The 19,835-nt window shown below is 36.0% G+C and carries 16 protein-coding genes and 2 CRISPR repeat arrays (1 of these 18 running past the window's edge); of the genes, 9 read left to right on the forward strand and 7 right to left on the reverse strand.

The annotated features are described in order from the left end of the window. A CRISPR array of direct repeats spans positions 1–51; the repeat unit is 36 nt; unit sequence GTTTCCATTAATTCCACTTCCTATAAAGGAAGCGAC (it extends 449 nt beyond the left edge of the window). A gap of 275 nt (positions 52–326) precedes the next feature. From H6G06_RS02600 to H6G06_RS02635, 7 genes are read right to left on the reverse strand one after another with little or no spacing between them, the layout of a single operon-like run. Continuing rightward, positions 327–605, reverse strand: coding sequence for a hypothetical protein (locus H6G06_RS02600; RefSeq protein WP_190556770.1), 279 nt, complete (start codon positions 603–605; stop codon positions 327–329). 29 nt (positions 606–634) lie between these two features. Beyond that, complete coding sequence (locus tag H6G06_RS02605) at positions 635–2,032, reverse strand: hypothetical protein (protein ID WP_190556772.1); 1,398 nt, start codon at positions 2,030–2,032, stop codon at positions 635–637. Between the two features lie 3 nt (positions 2,033–2,035). Further along, complete coding sequence (locus H6G06_RS02610; protein ID WP_242039573.1) at positions 2,036–3,772, reverse strand: hypothetical protein; 1,737 nt, start codon at positions 3,770–3,772, stop codon at positions 2,036–2,038. Continuing rightward, positions 3,762–4,187, reverse strand: a complete 426-nt coding sequence (locus H6G06_RS02620) for a hypothetical protein (RefSeq protein ID WP_190556774.1) — start codon at positions 4,185–4,187, stop codon at positions 3,762–3,764. The genes H6G06_RS02610 and H6G06_RS02620 overlap by 11 nt, the downstream gene beginning before the upstream one ends. Positions 4,188–4,191: 4 nt before the next feature. After that, positions 4,192–5,043, reverse strand: coding sequence for an RAMP superfamily CRISPR-associated protein (locus H6G06_RS02625; RefSeq protein ID WP_190556776.1), 852 nt, complete (start codon positions 5,041–5,043; stop codon positions 4,192–4,194). Between the two features lies 1 nt (position 5,044). Continuing rightward, positions 5,045–6,043, reverse strand: a complete 999-nt coding sequence (locus H6G06_RS02630) for a CRISPR-associated protein (protein WP_190556778.1) — start codon at positions 6,041–6,043, stop codon at positions 5,045–5,047. After that, on the reverse strand, positions 6,028–7,614 hold the full coding sequence (locus H6G06_RS02635; protein ID WP_190556780.1) for a Cas10/Cmr2 second palm domain-containing protein: 1,587 nt from the start codon (positions 7,612–7,614) through the stop codon (positions 6,028–6,030). The genes H6G06_RS02630 and H6G06_RS02635 overlap by 16 nt, the downstream gene beginning before the upstream one ends. A 391-nt stretch (positions 7,615–8,005) precedes the next feature. On the opposite strand from H6G06_RS02635, the gene H6G06_RS02640 reads away from it, so the two are divergent. The 9 genes from H6G06_RS02640 to H6G06_RS02680 all read left to right on the forward strand — a co-directional run bounded on the left by H6G06_RS02640 (position 8,006) and on the right by H6G06_RS02680 (position 19,827). Then, positions 8,006–10,099 (forward strand): WYL domain-containing protein, encoded by a 2,094-nt coding sequence (locus tag H6G06_RS02640; RefSeq protein ID WP_190556782.1) that lies wholly within the window; start codon positions 8,006–8,008, stop codon positions 10,097–10,099. Positions 10,100–10,371: 272 nt separating this feature from the next. Next, positions 10,372–12,358: direct repeats of the CRISPR family, unit length 36 nt; unit sequence GTTTCCATTAATTCCACTTCCTATAAAGGAAGCGAC. Between the two features lie 30 nt (positions 12,359–12,388). Next, complete coding sequence (locus H6G06_RS02645; protein WP_190556784.1) at positions 12,389–12,559, forward strand: hypothetical protein; 171 nt, start codon at positions 12,389–12,391, stop codon at positions 12,557–12,559. 91 nt (positions 12,560–12,650) lie between these two features. Then, positions 12,651–12,923 carry a CRISPR-associated protein Csx18 gene (gene csx18, locus H6G06_RS02650; RefSeq protein ID WP_190556786.1) on the forward strand — a complete coding sequence of 91 codons (273 nt, stop codon included), beginning with the start codon at positions 12,651–12,653 and terminating at the stop codon, positions 12,921–12,923. A gap of 134 nt (positions 12,924–13,057) precedes the next feature. Then, entirely contained in the window at positions 13,058–14,050 is a 993-nt protein-coding gene (cas1, locus tag H6G06_RS02655) for a CRISPR-associated endonuclease Cas1 (protein ID WP_190556788.1), read from the forward strand. Positions 14,051–14,178: 128 nt separating this feature from the next. Continuing rightward, the gene (gene cas2, locus H6G06_RS02660; RefSeq protein WP_199306549.1) at positions 14,179–14,469 is read left to right on the forward strand and encodes a CRISPR-associated endonuclease Cas2; all 291 of its coding nucleotides are present in this window, start codon (positions 14,179–14,181) and stop codon (positions 14,467–14,469) included. A 119-nt stretch (positions 14,470–14,588) separates the two neighbouring features. Further along, complete coding sequence (locus H6G06_RS02665; RefSeq protein ID WP_190556790.1) at positions 14,589–15,152, forward strand: GNAT family N-acetyltransferase; 564 nt, start codon at positions 14,589–14,591, stop codon at positions 15,150–15,152. A gap of 45 nt (positions 15,153–15,197) precedes the next feature. Continuing rightward, positions 15,198–16,700 carry a dolichyl-phosphate-mannose--protein mannosyltransferase gene (locus H6G06_RS02670; RefSeq protein ID WP_190556792.1) on the forward strand — a complete coding sequence of 501 codons (1,503 nt, stop codon included), beginning with the start codon at positions 15,198–15,200 and terminating at the stop codon, positions 16,698–16,700. 420 nt (positions 16,701–17,120) lie between these two features. Continuing rightward, positions 17,121–19,427, forward strand: a complete 2,307-nt coding sequence (locus H6G06_RS02675) for a sensor histidine kinase (protein ID WP_190556794.1) — start codon at positions 17,121–17,123, stop codon at positions 19,425–19,427. Next, positions 19,381–19,827 carry a response regulator gene (locus H6G06_RS02680; RefSeq protein ID WP_190556796.1) on the forward strand — a complete coding sequence of 149 codons (447 nt, stop codon included), beginning with the start codon at positions 19,381–19,383 and terminating at the stop codon, positions 19,825–19,827. The genes H6G06_RS02675 and H6G06_RS02680 overlap by 47 nt, the downstream gene beginning before the upstream one ends. Positions 19,828–19,835: the final 8 nt, after the last annotated feature.

The raw sequence follows: 19,835 nt of genomic DNA on the forward strand, positions 1-19,835 counted from the left end.
CTTCGAGGATCTACCGTTTCCATTAATTCCACTTCCTATAAAGGAAGCGACCCCTCTAGTATAAACCCTTGCTGTGCCTAGTGTCTAGAGGCGATTTCCGATAGCGAAGCGTGGCGTTAGCCATAGGTCACTGAAAACAGGACAATTTTCAGCCAAAAACCACCAACTAAAACGCCTGAAACCCTTACACAGAGACAGACCGAAGTTCACAACGAAAGAATCAGCATTTGAGTCTTGTTGGGCTGACCCTCGGAAAAAATCAAAACTAATACAAAAACCTGTCATATCCTCCTGACTCCTGACTCCTGAATTCTTACATTTGTAGATTAGTTAATTGAATTTGCTAATTGTTGCAATTTTTCCTCCAATTGATTTTCTATAGGTTGTTCTGGGGAAAGTGCAAATAACTTTAATGCTTTCAAAAATGGTGTTTTCACGTTTTCTACATAAGCTTTATGAGCTTCATTAATTGACGGTTCAAGTTGATTATTTGGGTGTTTAGTTTGATCAGTTGAGTGTTCAGGTTGATTATTTGAGTGTTGATCTTGATTAGTTGATTTATTAATTGTAGTCGAAAATCTGGCGATATCATGATCATGAGACAAAGAGATTATGAGTAAATTGTTAATTAATGCTAGGTTTGCAATTCATAATTATTAATTGCTGTGTCTAGTTCTTGATGGACACATGACATGAGACTGGCTTCTTCTAATGAGTTAAATTCTTGTTTAGTTATAAAATCTAAGCATCTTCTAACTCTCTTTTGCCATTCTTTGTTACTATTTGTATTCCATGCTTGAAATACTTCCTCTTGTTGTAATCCTAGCAAATTATGAAATAAATTATTTCTTTGTTTGGATGTGTAGTCTTTAAAAATTCTGATATCTTCACTCAATTTCCAATCAGATAAAACTGTTTCAATTAAATCATGGATACCTTTGTGATCATATTTACTTGCCTCCATATCTCTCAACAAACCTTCAACAGCACGGAAACTATGAAACAAAGCTTCTAAATTATTACCTTGCCTCAGTCTTATAACCGCTAAATAAGCAGCTTCATAACTTGTCCACCACCTTTTTTTAGTCTGTTCCTCAGCATTTTTATCTATTTTACTTCTGGCTTTTCCAAAATCATTAAAATTAGCATTATTCCATTGAATAGCCATTGCTAATAAATCTTTAATTTTTTGTTCTTGAACATTTAATAATTCTTGTTTTTGCTTCCAAACTTCAGTTAATATTTTATCAACACCAGAGTAATCATATCGTTTTAATAATTCCTTTGCTTCTTGCAATTTAATACCTTTCAAGTAATTGGAACTGGGAATAGAGATAGGATTTCCTGGTTCGTACTCATTACTTACTAAAAATTGTACTTGCTTTTCAAATTTTGCTAAACTGCTGAACTGAACTGCTGAAGAAATAGCCGGAGTACCTGCTTGATGACTGACAAAAATCTTTGTATATTCTCTAATTTCTAAGTCAGCCATTTCTTGGTAAAATAAATTGTTAACCAAGATTAAGCATTTATCCCAATTATCAAGACCTTCTTCTTTAGAATTAGGCTTTAATTCTAAATATTTAATATCGTGATTTGATTTCAGTCGAGGGAACTTTTTCTCAAAATATTTCTCTAGAATTGGCTTGAGTGTATAAGTATCTTGCCAATAAGGACATTTATTGTTTGTTTTATCTTCATCAGAAAAAACATTTTCCTGATTAGTTAAAATCACAATTATTTTATCAGGTTGATTTTTACCAGTTAACCCATTAATAAAAGTATCTAACAAAGGAAAGTGTAAATCCTTAAAAATTTCATCATCTAATTGAGGACTATAAACCATACCCATAACCCTTGCAGGAACAGTATAAGGTTCATTAGCAGGAGCATTTTTTAATCTATATGGTTCAAACAAATGATCAGAGAATTCGCTTCTAACTTCTCTATAAAGTTTCTGCCATTTATTAGAGTTATAATTAGGTTTTAGCTGCACATCACTATTACCAGTTGTTACAATCCAAATACTCATTGTTTATACTCCCCAAAATTTAGTAAAATCACTTGTTGGTAAAAATGTTAAAAATTCTTGTGTTCTTTCATCTCTTGTATCTGGAAAGATAGTTAATAACTCTATATACTTTTTCTGATAAATCATCTTCCCATCACTGATTTTGTAATGTGGATACATTCTATGGTAAATTCTGCCAATACTCCCCATTTTACCCGTCAATTTAGAACCTTTAATTGATTGATTTCCTTTGTAATTCCCATGAAACCATCTCACAGCTAAACTATCATCTTCACCTAAAGCAATTCGCCCCCAAACTTGCACTTTTTCAGGATGAAAAGATTCACGCCATGAACTGTTTTTATTTGTTGGTGTATGACCTTTAAAAATCAACCAATTTTTAACAGCCTTGTGAACACCATCAATAATATTAGTGATGTGATTCAGGTTATTAACAGGAAAATAGTATTGATTTGATTCCTTGGTAAATTGCCAATGACAGCCTATCATTGGTTTATTTCCATTTTCCAAATATTCGGGAAAAAATATTCTATGATCAATTCTGCGGGATGATTTACCAAAACCACCTATCAGCATGGAAAACTTGATCAATTGGAAGGCTAAAATTTTCAATTCTTTTTTATATTCATCTGTAAAATTTTTCATACAGAGAATATTTAAAACGCCTTTATTTAATTCATAAATTGGCATTTTCAGATTATTGTATTTAAATTCATCCATTTCTAAATCAACAGGATTAAATGCAATACCTAAATCTCCAACTATTGCACCTTTATTATTATCGGCAAAACCTCCCCAAAGTTCCTTAGTTAATTCTTCTGCTGTTTTCTCATCAGTCAATGCACTAAATAACCGCAATGTATGACCACGTAAAGCGGCTTTAAACATATTCGGACGAAATTCAGGTGTTTTATCTGTATCTACTAATTGTGATGCTAAACCTTGTCCTTTTAAATTAACAGTAAGTAGTTTAGTTTCTGGGTGTTTAACAGGTTGACCATACCCCGCACTTACCCTAGAACCAATACCCCTTTCTATGGCTTTATCCCAAATATTCCAAATAATTTCCCATTCACTATCATCTAATTCAATATTGCTAGAAATACCAAAAACTAAAGTCGGTTGATAGAGAGATATTTGCAAAAAAGCCGAGTGAGAATCATTATTTTTAACTTGCCAATCTTGTTGAGGATGAACCACATCAATTAATGGTTGTTCACACCAACTATCATCTTCAGGATATGCACCATGAAAACGCAAAATACCCGGTTTAGTTTCGTTATTTGTAAAACCTCTCTCCAAACCTCTCTCCTGCAAGGAGAGAGGCTTTAAATTCTCCCCATTTGTTCCTTCTCCTCTTAGGAGAGGGTTAGGGAGAGGTAGGGAAGGGGGTTGGGGGGTTAGGTTCTTACCTCCACAATATTTCATAGCCTGTTCAGGGTTACAACTTCTTAAAAAAGCACCCTTCATACTCGCACCAGGATAATAGGGAAAGCCATTAGCAGCTATGACAGGTCTGATGATACTGTCATCTTGTCCACTGTTAGAAATAAAACGCCAAGTGATTTTATATGGTTTGGTTTTGACATTGTGGTTAAATTTAGGGGAATTTGTAGCAGTAGCTTCTACCCATTCATCAACCCATCTTTCTGACTGTTCTCGTTCTTCAATATATTGAACTTGTCCCCTACCGCTAATTGGTGCTTGAAACATTAACGGCACTTCATTACTATTCGGCATCGTTATCTCCTGGTTTTTTATAACGTTGAGTCCACCAAACCAAACTGTCGCAAAATTGAGTAAGAACTGCTAAACAAATGCGCTGGTCTTCAATGGGAAATTCCCATAATTTAGCTGCATAATCTTGTACTTGTTTGGTATTATTACCATCAACTTTTTCTTCAGGAAGTTTAATTCCTGCTTTTTTCATAATTTCGACAAAAGTTGTCCAAGTATCACGCCAATATTCACCTTTTGCGCGTTCTTTAGAGTCGGTTTTACCTAACAGTCGTAAATGTTCACCCCAAAAACGTTCTAAACCATAAGCTACAGTAGTTCGCATTTTATGAGATTGACCAATTACGCCTTTTTTATCCCGATGTTTGAGGACTAACTTTTGTGCTTCTTGGTCTAAATTGTAAGATTTCCAAGTCATATATTTACACTCCTTTGAAGGTTAATTCACAATGACCTAAACCGATAGATTCTAACCCACCTAAATAAATATCTGCGGTTTCACCACTTTTTAAAGGTTGCCATTTTTTACCAGATTTATCATCTCTAATAGCCACAGGAAATACTAAAATTGTGCCTTCTGGTAATGCTTCAGTGTTGAAAAATCCACCACCATCAACTACTTTCTGATCTGGTTTTAATCGCACACGACTTTGGCGATATAATGCCATATCATGAATCATGCCAATATCACTATCATCGACTATTACAGATGGTTGTTGTTTTTGGTCAGGAAACCAAGGTGATAAATCTTTGGTTTTGTTAATTTCTAAGAAACCTAAATTAAAGAAGATGGTTTTTTTACCTCCTGTTGCTTGTTTAGCTACAAGATTAGTTGAACCTGTATATTTATCAGGAATTTGTATCTCTTTGAGAAGTTTAGTTTTACCATCTACTTGAACTTGAACACTATCACCAGCAATTCTTTGATAACGTTGCAATAAACGGGGACAACTTACCCAAACTATTGGTTGTCCAGGACAAAAAACAGGAATCCAAATAATAGAAGCATATTCAAATTTAACAATGGATTCATTATTATTTACTTCTGCTGCACCTGCTTCATTACCATACCAATAATTTGCGTCTGCTTCTCCGTTTTCTATCAAGCGCATTTCTGAACGCAAACGACCACGAATAGAACTACCAGGAATGATCCCAGTTTGGGTAAATTGGTCACGGAAAATCAGGTTTAAATTACCACTTTCTTCTCCTGCGGTTGCACCAACATGGAGAGGTGCTAAGGTTTCAATAATGCCATAAGCTTTTTTGTACATTTTAGTTAACTCCTTGAATTTCTACTGGTAAACACAAACCACAACCAACTTTTTTGAGACTGTAACCTTCATTGGGAAACCATTTTTCGTCCCATTCCCACCAAGGTTTGTTAATGGGTTCTTTGAGAACGTAAACACTACCCGCAGGAACTGCATAACGTCCTCTTCCTAATGTTCCTTGAGAACGGTAACGATAGGGAACTGGTTTATCAGTTAACATCTGCATAGTTTCAGGAAAACTATTATCTTGAGGTTGACGGTGAGAAATACGGTTAGAACCCCAAATTCCTGGTGTAATTAAAGCAAATTTATCTTTTATTGGCTGACGTAAAAGCTCTAAAATTGGACTGTTATCAGGTAGTTCAAAACTGTTGATTTCTACAATATGATTTTCACCACCAAATCTATACCAACCATTGGGTAAAGCCTGAGTAGATAAATAAACTAAGCAATATTCCGAGTCTAACTGTACAGAATATTCTAGAAACAATCCACCTTTTGTATCATCCTCATTTTTCAGAGTACATCTTTCATCATTTTTTAAGTGAGGATGCAATACAGATACAAAATTCCAAGGTACTTTTTCCGCATACCCATTACTACGAATTCTTTCTGCTGAATAATTCCAGTAATTAATTGTTTGCCACTGATAATCTGGTGTTAATTCTGAGTTTTCACAGTGCCATTTTTTGTTTTTAAATTCCCATTCACTAGATTCATCTTCAGCTATAATTTTAGTCCAAGGTATTGGTACATAAAAATATTCTGGATTATTGGTTTTGCTCCAAAATGGACCTGCAACAGATAAATCATTACTTAATTGTTTTTTATCCCATAATTTTTGAACTTGGTTAACACTAAAGAATAATCCAGATAAAGTAGCTGCTTCAGGAGGAAATTTAGCACCAGAACGACCAACTAAATTTTCAGGTGATAAAAATGCTCCAGCACTACCATACATTAAACCTAAAGGATTGATACAGATTAGATATTTGAACATAAATGCCATCCTATATGAATTAAACCATCAATCCATTTCATGAGTTCTAGATTATCTGATTTACCAACTATTTTTTCCTGTTGGTTTTCTAAATATTCTTTCTGTTTCTCAAAGTAAATATTAAAGAGTTCTAATGCTATCCGTTCATCAACATGATACCCTTTTGCATTCAAATTTATTGCATGACGAGCTTTTAAAGTTGCTAAATCACTATAAACATGACCCCAGTTAGGAAAATCTTCCTTCTTTCTTCCCTTACATTCCCACTCATAAAATGTTTTACCATCCCTATCTCGATACTTCATCAAAATCCCCAAATAATCCCAAGGACAAGTCCACTGGACATATTGACCACTATTAAAAACCACCCGAATAGTAACTCTATCTCTTCCCAAAGATTTCGCTACCTTTTCCGCTTCCCGACAATGTTGTAAAACATCTCGCTGAGGTACACTACCCGCGACCCAAACAAAACCCACACTAACATTAATACCCTGTTTATGTTCCTTCCATTTATCTTTTAAAGTCCGTAACCATTCATAAGCTGTAAATGCTGGAATTGGTTTTTTAGAATCTTTACTATAAATAATTCCTAAAAAATCATCACCACCAGCATAAACAATTCTCCCTAAATTTTCAGGAAACTCTTGATCAAAATCTTTACCCCAATTCCTAATTGCATCACTAAATTGGTGAATTTCTTCATCACCATTGTCTTTTTTAGCTAACTCCTTCAAATGGTCTCCAACTTTATCACCATCTCCCATAAACCACCCTGTCCATTGTCCAGGAATGTTTTTACTAGGTTCTGGTTTTCTTTGAATGTCTTTAAAACTCTCTTCTAGTGTTTCCATCCCTAATTTTTGCCCTATTCCATACCAGGTAACTAACCGTTTTACTAATTCAGGAATACTCAGCTTTTCATTAGGTGCAATATATTTACCTTCTGGTTCTTTATCATCTGGACAATTATCTAATTTTCGCGCTAATTTTGTATAAAAATCCTTGACTTTATCATCTTCTAATCCATAATTTAAGGTCTTAGGATTACGATAATCAGAACCCAAACCAGGAAAAGCAATTCCATCAGTACCCGTCAAACTAGAACTTTCACCAATCCAATTTACAGCACTCCAATCACGAGATAATTTATTAGTTTCTAAATCATCCATCGCTGCTTTGATGCTGTCACCACATCCTTGAAATACTTCCCAAGTATGACAACCCCAAAGCGTCCATTCTCTTTCCCATTCATAATGAAATTCTGGGAGTTTTTTTTGTATCCATTCTCGACAAACTTTTAACATCTCCTTCCATGCAGAAAGAATGATTTTTTCAGCTTCTTCTTTACTCATTTCTCCTTTAATTAAAATGCGGTTAGGCATTCCTTTTTGGACGCTAGGAAGCGCAGGAGAAATCAGTTTTAAATCCTTATGATTATCAACATAACTAACTATTTGTTGACTCAAATAAGAAAGAATTAAAGATGCACCATACAAGTCTCGAAGCTTGCGGGATTTTTCAATAAACCCTTGAACGGGAGCAAAGGTGATAGCAGTATATTTATCCACTAACTATGTATCTCCTTGTTATGCTTAATTTTCAACATACACGTTATAAGTTATACAGTGTTCAAAAAAAGATACTTTGTAATATTTAGTGACTAAAAGCAACAGGTTTTGTCATAAATGACTAAGTTTTATCTACTAAACATCAGGTTTTATTTACATATCAAACGATATATCAACAAACTTAGCTGTATTTTGCAATCTGTAAAGTTTGAAAGATTTATGTCTTGTTTTTATCTTAGCGGTAAAAAACTGGCTGTAAACTGCTACTCATGCGAACGACGAAATTTACTGACCAGATATGGTAAAAAAATTCGTGATTCGCTTGAAAACACTAGACTTTCACCCCAGTGAACAAGAGAAAATGTAAGACAAATCTTGAGTATGAAAAAAAATGTCCAACCCTCCCATCTGTCATTTCCTCATCGGTGTCCCTGGTAGCGGAAAATCAACTTTTGCTGCTAATCTGGCTAAATTAGGCAATTATCGCGTTATCTCTACAGACGCTATTCGACAGCAACTATATAATGATGCGACTATTCAAGGTGAATGGACAGAAATAGAAGCGAAAGTCATCTCTGCGGTTGTGACAGCTATTACTGAAGGCGTTAGCGTGATTTATGATGCTACTAACGCCAAGCGTGTATGGAGACTGGATTTATTACAAAAGCTGAATTTAGCTGTGAGTACCCCTGTATTGTGGATGGGGTGGTATTTACAAACACCTATTGAAATCTGTAAGCACTGGAATCAACAACGCTCTCGTCAAGTTCCAGATGTGATAATTGATAAAATGTCCGCATCTCTACAAGATTTTCCCCCCATTGCAGCGGAAGGATTTGCAATTATTAAAGAAGTTGATGTCACTGCGTCAAATTTCGATTTCCAACAAATTTATACTCACATTCACCAGCTTGATAAAACTCTTATCAATCGCAGTAATCGCAATAGTCACATGACTTTTCATGCTTATAGTAAATTGCTGGATTTTGAACGTTTAATTTATCTCATTTCCTTGATTATCAACTATCCAGGAATTGGTAACTTAACAGAAAATCAGCCTGGTTTATTAGTAAATATTTTCGGTAATGTTCCTGATTTTCCAACTGCTTTATCAGAAATTACTGGTTTTATGATGCAATTGCATGGTAAAATATATGCAGATCAAAAAGCTATCGCTAATGATTTACAGTGGTTACAAAAAAACGCTCTAATTGGCGTTAATACAATTTCTTCAACACCCCATACTCCTATTGATGCTGGTGATTATGTTGAGCATTATTCTAGTAATTTAGTAACTCATCCTTATTCAGATTTACCAGCATTTCAGCGATTAATACACACAATCAGATTAATTTTACATCATCCTTTTTTAGTAAACACTGGAAAAGGAAGTTTAAAAACTTTAGTTTCTGTCATGCAAGAACAGGGAATAATTGATGTCAATAATAGTAATATATTCAAGACCGTTTTAAATTCTGTCCGTAAAGATATCGAAAAAATTCTCAAACCCTATAAAATTTTACCTGATTTTTCTATGCGCGATGGTTATTTTGCGGGAACTGCGATTTTATCAACATTAGAATTAACTCAAGTCTTTCAAGTGCTTCAATCTCAAGCACAAAGTCTTAATGACCCCATAGCATTAGAGATTTATGAAAAGTTCGCTAATCGCATGGAAAAAAGTAAATTAGGTGTGAGTGAAGTTTATCCGGTGAGAGCGATCGCAAATCGTAGTATGATTGACCCAGAGTATTTACCAGCGGAGTCCTTAGCGAGAAATTTACAACGAGTTGAAGAAGCTATTATCAAGGGACAACTTTTAGAATTAAATCGTTTTCCCGGTGGTGGTCAATTTATTTTAGATGAAGAAAGTTTCTTTTTAGCTTTCCCCCTCCAAATAGTTTTTTTTAACTATGCTTGGTATTTAGGTTACGAACTTGTTGAAGGGAAAGATGACGGTTTACTGAGATTTGAAAGATTAGATAGATTATTTATTGGTAAACCCCAAACAAAAACCCGTTCTCAACTAGAACAGGAAGAAACTTTAAAGAAATTACAAAAACTATCCGCAGCTAGTGGAGGAATTTTTTTAGGATATAATCCCCAAGACCAAAAACAATTTCTGGATGGAAATAAAAAAGCACGTTCTCAGGTCTGCGTTACTGTGGAACTGTGGTTTAGTGATGGAATGTTTCGGTTTGTAGCTGAAGGAACTAAACGCTTTCCATCACAACAAATGAAAATGTCTTTACCAGTTACTGGCAATAAATTAAATTTACCAAAATCTATTTTTTCTCTCAAATCAACTGGAGAGAAAAATTTTCCTAATCGCTTTCAAGTCATCCTCCCGCAATGGTGTTTAGATGACATAGAATTGTTACGCTGGATTCTTGGTTTTAAAGCAGGTGTAAAGGTAGTAAAACCACAATTATTAGTTGATAAATTTAAACAAATTGGTGAGGATATTGTCAATATTTATAGGTAATATAAATACCCTATAGATCCCCGACTTCTTAGATAAATCTTCTGAAAAACAGATGATTACACAGAGAAGTCGGGGATCTCAATCAGTTTCCACTAAATATCCCCGACTTCTTAGATAAATATTCTAAACAACAGATGATTACACGCTACTTGATGATTAGTTTGGCACAGATCCCCGACTTCTATGATTAATTATCTGTTTAATAGACAGATTTTTTGAAGAAGTCGGGGATCTTAATCTTTATTGATGCAATATCCCCAATTTATTTTAATGTTTCCATTAATTCCACTTCCTATAAAGGAAGCGACAAAACAATTGAGAATCTCTACTTTCAGAAGGATAGGTTTCCATTAATTCCACTTCCTATAAAGGAAGCGACACGTTCTGACTTGTGCGCCAACTCACAGCAAGGGGATGATAGGTTTCCATTAATTCCACTTCCTATAAAGGAAGCGACTGTCTGTTTAAAGACGCAGTGGTAATAGGAGCTGGTGTTAATGCCGTTTCCATTAATTCCACTTCCTATAAAGGAAGCGACTGGAACAGCAGCCATATATAGCCTACGTTGACGGGGTATATCCGTTTCCATTAATTCCACTTCCTATAAAGGAAGCGACAGTGCTTGCGGAGATATGATTGGTCCGTTCTCAGGATGCTTGTTTCCATTAATTCCACTTCCTATAAAGGAAGCGACCAGTGGGAGATGAAAGCAGCCGCAATAGAGGCTATTAGAAGATGTTTCCATTAATTCCACTTCCTATAAAGGAAGCGACGTTTATTAAGAAAGAGGAGGTATGTATGACTAAACCAGTCATGTTTCCATTAATTCCACTTCCTATAAAGGAAGCGACGCAGATGATATCAATGAACTCAAGCAGAAGTTTCGTCTAGGTTTCCATTAATTCCACTTCCTATAAAGGAAGCGACCTCATGAGAATGAAGCGGTGGAAGAATCAGAAAAGGTTTCCATTAATTCCACTTCCTATAAAGGAAGCGACCTTCTTTTAACTCATGCTGCTATCGGAAGAATCAAGTTTCCATTAATTCCACTTCCTATAAAGGAAGCGACGTTGTACACTGTGGAGTTAGACACTAACCACCTGACCTGCAAGTTTCCATTAATTCCACTTCCTATAAAGGAAGCGACAACAGGCGATCGCAGATTGTCCTATCAGCAAACTAGAATCGTTTCCATTAATTCCACTTCCTATAAAGGAAGCGACGTATTGGAAGCCCTCAAGGCTGAACCAATGCTCCATATTGTTTCCATTAATTCCACTTCCTATAAAGGAAGCGACTCAGAGAACTTATCAGCTTTCCTGAACTAGACTTTATGCCGTTTCCATTAATTCCACTTCCTATAAAGGAAGCGACTACGAGTAACACAACCTAAAGTTTCTCTAGGTTTAAGTTTCCATTAATTCCACTTCCTATAAAGGAAGCGACACAGCTGGGATAACTTGGGGTATTTCAACCACTCGTTTCCATTAATTCCACTTCCTATAAAGGAAGCGACTCATAGCTGCAAGGATTTGTAGTTCAGGTTTAGCTTGTTTCCATTAATTCCACTTCCTATAAAGGAAGCGACAAAGTACGTCACAGAAATGGGAAGAGTTAACCCACATGTCGTTTCCATTAATTCCACTTCCTATAAAGGAAGCGACTAGAAGATGAGGCACAATGGACCAAAGTCTTGAGTGTTTCCATTAATTCCACTTCCTATAAAGGAAGCGACAGTGAAATAAGAGAACTTGTTGTATCAACAGATAGATATGTTTCCATTAATTCCACTTCCTATAAAGGAAGCGACAGTTAACACCTAAACAACTAGATTCATATAGTAAGTTGTTTCCATTAATTCCACTTCCTATAAAGGAAGCGACAACGCACTATTTGATAGTGGTGCTACTATTCCTGTACTGTTTCCATTAATTCCACTTCCTATAAAGGAAGCGACTATCAAACCGCCGATCTGAACTTGAACTACAACAACGTTTCCATTAATTCCACTTCCTATAAAGGAAGCGACATCTCTCTAGTTGAGTACAATGAGGACAGTGTAGTAATGTTTCCATTAATTCCACTTCCTATAAAGGAAGCGACAAAGTGTGTGCTAGTAAATCCATCAAGCTGTCAAAGATAATTCAAGTTTCCATTAATTCCACTTCCTATAAAGGAAGCGACGCTACTGCATTCACTGTGGCTACTGGCGGATTAGGAGTAGTTTCCATTAATTCCACTTCCTATAAAGGAAGCGACCCCTCATAGTATAAACCCAGACAGCGACTAATGTCTAGATGCCATTTGCGACGGGGTATGAACACAAGACCATTTTCAGCCCAAAGCCACACAGCCAAAAGCCGTAAAATCCTTACACAGCAACACATCGGCCGGGTCAACGAAACAATCAGCATTTCCACCCCCCAGCGTACCCGGCCGCAAAAAAATCAACACCAATAAAAAAAATCGTCATTCGCATGAAACCACTTGTATAAACTTCCTATACCGATTAACTTAAAAAAACAGCATCAACTCAAATCCCAAGTAAATTATGTATATTTCCCATCGTGCAGCCTTAGTGCGAAACTTATCAGTTGCCTTACTCAATGGTGGAATTACACTCATCATTTTGTTAATCGCACCATTAGGACTAGCAGCAGTAATTATTAACACACTTTTAGTCACTCTCGCTAGTTTTATAAATGCCACAGCAGGAGATACAATTGTCCGTTTCTTGCAACCAACTCAAATCAAAACAATGATAGCAGAAATCATCTCACAACAGTCACTAATAGTTAATAATTCACAACATCATCAAGACTAAATTTATATTATGGATTGCTAAATGAGGCGGAAAAATAAGATCCCCGTTTTTTTTAACTCTTGCCAATAAATTATTAATTGATGCCAGAAATCGGGGATCTGAGTAGATAAAAAATCAATCATAAAATAACCAATATGCGAACACTTTACGTCTCACGTCAAGGTTGTTATATCTCCCTCAAAGCGGAAACATTAATAGTTAAACAAGGAGAAACAATTCACGGCGAAATTCAACTACCATTACTAGAACAAATACTAATCTTTGGTAAATCACAAATCACAACCCAAGCAATTCGTAGCTGTCTTTGGCGAGATATACCCATCGCTTATTTATCAAGAATGGGATATTGTTATGGTCGATTAATGCCCATAGAAAGAGGATATCGGCGCTTATCTCGCTATCAACAAGAATTAACCACAATTGATAAAGTCATAGTAGCCAGAAAAATCATTCAAGCTAAATTAAAAAACAGTCGCACATTTTTACAACGTCAACAACGGCGTAACCCTTCCACCACGGCTGATATTAGCATTAAAAGTTTAGAAGTATTAATCCAAAAAGCCGGAGAAGCTGAAACAATAGAACGTTTAATGGGCTTAGAAGGTGCTGGTGCTGCTCAATATTTTTCAGCATTTGGTGAATGTTTAAATAATCCTAATTTTATATTTTTAGCCCGCAGTCGTCGTCCTCCAGGCAACCCTGTTAATGCTATGCTGAGTTTTGGTTATCAAATTCTCTGGAATCACTTATTAACATTAATTGAACTCCAAGGATTAGACCCCTATTATGCTTGTTTACATCAAGGAACAGAACGCCATGCAGCTTTAGCTTCTGACTTAATTGAAGAATTTAGAACACCCATAATTGATTCTTTAGTATTGTGGTTAGTTAATACTAAAATTATGGACGCTAACAACGATTTTGAATATCATGATAGTGGTTGTTATTTAAATAATGCAGGTAGACCAAAATATATTAAATATTTCCTCCAAAGATTAGAGGAAGAAGTCCAAAACTCCCAAGGAGAAAAACAACCCCGTTGGGATTTAATGACTCAACAAATTAAAGCCTTTAAAGATTTTGTTTATCAACCTAGTCAAATATACAAACCTTATCAAATTCGCTAATGTTATTTTATGTTATTGTCTATGATAAGTAAGTGGGCGTTAAAAAATATAATATAAACCTAACCCCCCAGCCCCCTTCCCTACTAGGGAAGGGGGAGTCAAAGCCTCTCCCCTGGTAGGGGAGAGGTTTGGAGAGAGGTTTTATATTTAATTGTGCCAAGTTACTTATACCCTGTGATAAAAGGCGTAAAAAAGTAGCTGATTTATTAGAAGGATATGGTCAACGAGTCCAATATTCAGTTTTTGAATGTATTCTTAACCAAAATAAATATAAAGAACTGAAAAAACGACTGCATCAACAAGTAAATCTTACAGAAGATAGCGTCAGATTTTATCCATTAACCAAACATACACTCAACCAAATAGACACCTGGGGACAAACACCCGTTACAGAAATTCCCAACTCAACTATAATTTAATATCCCCGACTTTTTAGAGAAGTTGGGATTTTGTTTTATGATGAATACCACAATCGGCTATTACAAGTAATTTATGATTGCTATAATTATTCAAACTGAAGTAATCTAACAAACCCAAAATGACCCATCTTTTAGAAACAGAACGCTTAATTATTCGCAATTGGATACCGCAACAAGATGCAGAACAAGTATTTGCAATTTATAATGACCCAGAAGTAATATACTTTCTTGGTAGTGCTGCACGTCCTCCCAGTATTGAAGTACAACGTCAGCATTTAATTGATAGTTTAGAAGAATCAGAACAACTCAAAAATGGTACAGGTTCTTGGGCAATTGTTGAAAAAGATACCAAAAAAATCGCAGGTACTATCATGCTTTCCCAACTACCAGATAAAAATCGCATACCCACTCAAGAAATTGAAGTAGGATGGCATTTAAAACGTTCGGATTGGGGTAAAGGATATGCAACCGAAGCTGGACGCGCTATCCTTGAATACGGCTTTAATCAGTTGCATTTACCAGTTATTTATGCTGTAGTTAAACCAGGGCATCTTGCTTCAATCCATGTTACTGAAAGATTGCAAATGAAACCATTAGGATTAACAAGCAATTACTACGGTATTGAACTGCTTTTATTTCAACAAACTCCACCTGATAAAATCAAGGGAATAGGTGATAGGTGACAGGTGATAGGTGACAGAGGAAAAATAACAACTGACTAATAACTAATGACTAAAAAATGGTTTCGTATCGGCATGACAGTGATATTTATCCTGTCATTTATTTTAAGATTTTGGGGATTAGACCGATTTAATACCCTCGTCTTTGATGAAGTTTATTTTGCTCAGTTTGGTAACAACTATCTTACCAAAACTCCCTTTTTTAATGCCCATCCCCCACTAAGTCAATATATCATTGGTATTGGTATTTGGATTGGTAATCATATTCCCTTTTGGCAAAATACTGTCAATGGTGCCACAGGTTCTTTATTATCTCCTTGGAGTTATCGTTGGGCAAATGCTTTTACAGGTTCATTAATTCCCTTAATAGTTGTTTTACTGACTTATCAGTTAAGTTATCGTCGTGGCTTTGCTTTATTAGCAGGTTTATTTACAGCTTGTGACGGCTTATTTTTGGTAGAATCACGCTATGCTTTAAGTAATATTTATATAGTTATCTTTGGATTAATTGGACAATGGTTTTTATTATTAGCTTTGGAAAAACAAAATAAACAACGTTGGTTGTCTTTAGTTATAGCTGGGATTAGTTTTGGTGCTTCCGTTGGCACAAAATGGAATGGTTTATGGTTTCTTGCTGGTGCTTATGGAATGTGGGTATCAGCTTGGATAATTCGCTGGTTGCAATCTTTTTCACCATCACCGCGCTTACCTTTATTTTCTTATTTGCATCCTTTTATTTCTCCTCCAAATTCTCAAGTTAATCCACAAAAGATTATTCAGACACCGCTGCAAAACTTGACTCAAATAAATATTTTGCAGATGCTATCTTGTCTAGGAATTATCCCTATATTAATGTACAGTTTAATTTGGATTCCTCATTTACAACTAGACACAAGTTATGGATTTATAGAGGTTCATAAGCAAATTTTACAGTTTCATCTTCAGTTGGGTGGTAATAGTCCCAGTATTCATCCTTACTGTGCAGCTTGGTACAAATGGCCATTATTAACTCGGCCAATGGCTTATTATTACCAAATAACTCAAAGTTTTAAAGATCCCCTCCCTGTACTTGGTCCTCCCTTACCTCCTGGTGCAGGGAAAGTGATTTATGATGTCCATGCAATGGGTAATCCTTTTTTATGGTGGTTTGGCTTGGCAGCGATTATATTTTTAATAGGAATGTTATTTGTAAAAATCGTCCTACCGGGAATACAGCAAAAACGGTTATTTATTCCTAAAAATCTGAGTGTTGATACTTGGATTGGTTTATATATAGTTATCAATTATGCCGCTAATTTATTACCCTGGGTGAAGGTGAATCGCTGCGTATTTATCTACCATTATATGTGTGCCGTAGTCTTTACATTTATTGCGATCGCTTGGTTTATTGATCAGTGTCTTCGTAGTTATTATAGCAGAATGCGTATACTTGGTCTGACAATCACCTTCACTATCATAGCTGCTTTCATTTTCTGGATGCCTATTTATTTGGGTTTACCTCTTTCTTTGGATGATTATCACCTACGGATGTGGTTTAGAAGTTGGATTTGAGGTCAGCAGTCAAAATAATTATTAAAGTAATCAAATATCCGCGTAATTTTTACTTAACATAAGTACATAAAAAGCGTTTACTTAATCACCTGTATTTTACATTTCTTATCTGTAGTCAGGATAACCACCTGTTAAACTGTAGGCAGTTGACAGATTAGGGTAACTCTACCCAATTACAAAAGAGCAAGTAAATGATATAGACCATACAGCAAAATTAAACAAGTATGGAAATGGCAAATGAGAAGTTAGCTAAATATCTCATTCAGTTTATTAGCTACTTAATCATCTGCCAGTTAATTTAATAGTAAATTTAAAAGTGCTAAGAGAGTTAAATCCGCGTAAGTTACTAAACCTGATAGGTGAACAAATCTATCGCTAACTCTACTCTTGATGCACCTAGATAATTGAGGGGGAATCGTGATGGATATCGGCTTACAAATGCAACCTGCTCCAGCTATTAATATAACTAGCTTGAAAGAAGCACCAATTCATATTTCAAGCAAAATTCAACCTCATGGCATTCTGTTAGTATTAGAAGAACCAGAGCTAAAAGTATTACAAGTTAGTAATAATACCTTAAATGTTTTCGGAATTTCTCCCGAAAATATGGTGCAGAAAAAATTAGAAGATTTAGTAGATCCATTTCAGCTAGAGAGAATTAAATCCGGGTTATCAGAACAGAATCTAGATTTTATCAACCCTACCAAAATTTGGATCAGAAAAAAAGGTGATGAATACACAGTATTTGATGCTGTATTTCACCGTAATTCTGAAGGATTTTTGATTTTAGAATTAGAGCCTGCTATTTCTCAAGAAAATATTCCTTTTTTAAGTTTTTATCATTTAGCCAGAGCTTCCATCAATCGTTTAGAAAGCACGAAAAACCTGCGGGAATTTGGTCAAATCATCGTCCAAGAAGTGCGGCAAGTGACCGGATTTGACAGAGTAATGCTATATAAATTCGATGATGATGGACATGGTTCTGTGATCGCTGAAGAAAAAATAGCCGAGTTAGAGCCTTATTTGGGGTTACACTATCCAGAGTCAGATATTCCCAAACCTGCGAGAAAATTATTTATTTCCAATTCCATTAGATTAATCCCCGATGCTAATGTAGAACCTGTACAAATTTTTCCCGATAATAATCCTGTAACTAATCGTCCCCTTGATTTAACTAACTCTAGTCTGAGAAGTCCTGCATCTTGCCATATAGAGTATTTACATAATATGGGTGTCGGTGCTTCTTTAACTATTTCTTTGATCAAAGATCAAAAACTTTGGGGTTTAATTGCTTGTCATCATCAAACACCCAAATACGTTTCCTATGAACTGCGGAAAGCCTGCGAATTTTTAGGAAGAGTCATATTTTCGGAAATTTCAGCCAGAGAAGAAACAGAAGATTATGATTATCGGATGAATTTGACATATATTCAAACACTGTTAGTTGAATATATGTCCCAAGAAGATAACTTTATTGACGGTTTGGTGAAAAACCAGCCCAATCTTCTAGATTTAACCAGTGCAAAAGGAGCAGCTGTTTGTTTTGGGGGAAACTATACACTGATTGGTGAAACTCCCAAAGAAGAAGACCTGAACTTTTTAGTAGAATGGTTAAAGAATCATGTAGAAGATGAAGTATTTTATACGGATTCTCTTCCTAGTTTATATCCAGATGCGATTAGCTTCAAAAATGTTGCTAGTGGTTTATTAGCTATTCCTATTTCCCAGCGAAATTATGTTTTATGGTTTCGACCGGAAGTAATTCAAACAGTTAATTGGGGTGGTGATCCTAATAAAGCTTTTGAAGTCAATCAATCACATGGAAATGTGCGGTTGTGTCCCCGGAAATCATTTGAACTGTGGAAAGAAACAGTTAAATTAACATCTTTACCCTGGCGTTATGTAGAAATCAAATCAGCATTAGAATTACGGAAAGCAATTGTCAATATTGTTCTGCGTCAAGCGGATGAATTAGCGCAGTTGGCACATGATTTAGAAAGGTCTAATGCGGAATTGAAAAAGTTTGCTTATGTCGCTTCCCATGACTTGCAAGAACCACTTAATCAAGTAGCCAATTATGTGCAGTTATTAGAGATGCGCTATGAAGCCCAACTTGATGAAGATGCGAAGGAATTTATTAATTATGCAGTCGAGGGAGTGAGCTTAATGCAAACCTTGATTGATGATGTATTAGCATATTCCAAAGTAGATACTCAAGCGATCGCATTTCAAGCAACTGAAGTAGATACAGCCTTAGAACGAGCCTTAAGCAACTTACGCAAACGCATTTCCGAAACCGGGACAACTATTACCCATGACTCTTTACCCACTGTCATGGCTGATGGCACCCAACTCATGCAGCTATTTTTGAATCTGGTAGGTAATGCCATCAAGTTCCGCAGTAACGAACCACCGCAAATCCATATAGGTGCAGAGAGACTAGAAGATGAGTGGTTATTCTCAGTGCGCGATAATGGAATTGGCATAGATCCGCAATTTAGCGATCGCATTTTTATCATCTTTCAACGCCTACACACACGGGATGAATATCCAGGAACTGGTATGGGCTTGGCAATTTGTAAAAAAATTATCGAATGCCATCGGGGGCGGATCTGGGTAGAGTCACAACTCGGTCAGGGCGCAACCTTCTACTTTACCATTCCAGCCGGAGGACGTGATCGTGAGCGTAGAAACGGAAGAAACACACAAAATAATCTTTTTAGTTGAGGATAATAAAGCCGATATCCGTCTCATCCAAGAAGCATTAAAAACTAGTTCACTACCTCATCAGGTAGTGACAGTTAGGGATGGTATAGACGCTATGGCCTATCTCCGTCAAGAAGGCGAATATGCTGATGCACTACGTCCCGACCTCATCTTGCTAGACTTGAATCTCCCCAGGAAGGATGGCCGAGAGGTGCTGGCAGAAATTAAATCTGACCCCAAATTAAAGCGCATTCCCGTAGTAGTGTTAACAACTTCCAAAAACGAAGATGACATTTACCACAGCTACGACTTGCACGTAAACTGCTACATCACCAAATCCCGCAACCTCGCTCAGTTATTCCAAATCGTCAAAGGGATTGAAGAATTTTGGTTTGCTACCGCTACCTTACCATCAGAATAATACTGGTG

This window comes from Anabaena sphaerica FACHB-251 (assembly GCF_014696825.1).
Lineage (GTDB): Bacteria > Cyanobacteriota > Cyanobacteriia > Cyanobacteriales > Nostocaceae > RDYJ01.

Bases quoted from the DNA above. Each gene is read 5' to 3' on its own strand.
- H6G06_RS02605 (WP_190556772.1), bottom strand. From the start codon at position 2,032: ATGAGTATTTGGATTGTAACAACTGGTAATAGTGATGTGCAGCTAAAA.
- H6G06_RS02610 (WP_242039573.1), bottom strand. From the start codon at position 3,772: ATGCCGAATAGTAATGAAGTGCCGTTAATGTTTCAAGCACCAATTAGC.
- H6G06_RS02620 (WP_190556774.1), bottom strand. From the start codon at position 4,187: ATGACTTGGAAATCTTACAATTTAGACCAAGAAGCACAAAAGTTAGTC.
- H6G06_RS02625 (WP_190556776.1), bottom strand. From the start codon at position 5,043: ATGTACAAAAAAGCTTATGGCATTATTGAAACCTTAGCACCTCTCCAT.
- H6G06_RS02630 (WP_190556778.1), bottom strand. From the start codon at position 6,043: ATGTTCAAATATCTAATCTGTATCAATCCTTTAGGTTTAATGTATGGT.
- H6G06_RS02640 (WP_190556782.1), top strand. From the start codon at position 8,006: ATGTCCAACCCTCCCATCTGTCATTTCCTCATCGGTGTCCCTGGTAGC.
- H6G06_RS02645 (WP_190556784.1), top strand. From the start codon at position 12,389: ATGTCTAGATGCCATTTGCGACGGGGTATGAACACAAGACCATTTTCA.
- csx18 (WP_190556786.1), top strand. From the start codon at position 12,651: ATGTATATTTCCCATCGTGCAGCCTTAGTGCGAAACTTATCAGTTGCC.
- cas1 (WP_190556788.1), top strand. From the start codon at position 13,058: ATGCGAACACTTTACGTCTCACGTCAAGGTTGTTATATCTCCCTCAAA.
- H6G06_RS02665 (WP_190556790.1), top strand. From the start codon at position 14,589: ATGACCCATCTTTTAGAAACAGAACGCTTAATTATTCGCAATTGGATA.
- H6G06_RS02670 (WP_190556792.1), top strand. From the start codon at position 15,198: ATGACTAAAAAATGGTTTCGTATCGGCATGACAGTGATATTTATCCTG.
- H6G06_RS02675 (WP_190556794.1), top strand. From the start codon at position 17,121: ATGGATATCGGCTTACAAATGCAACCTGCTCCAGCTATTAATATAACT.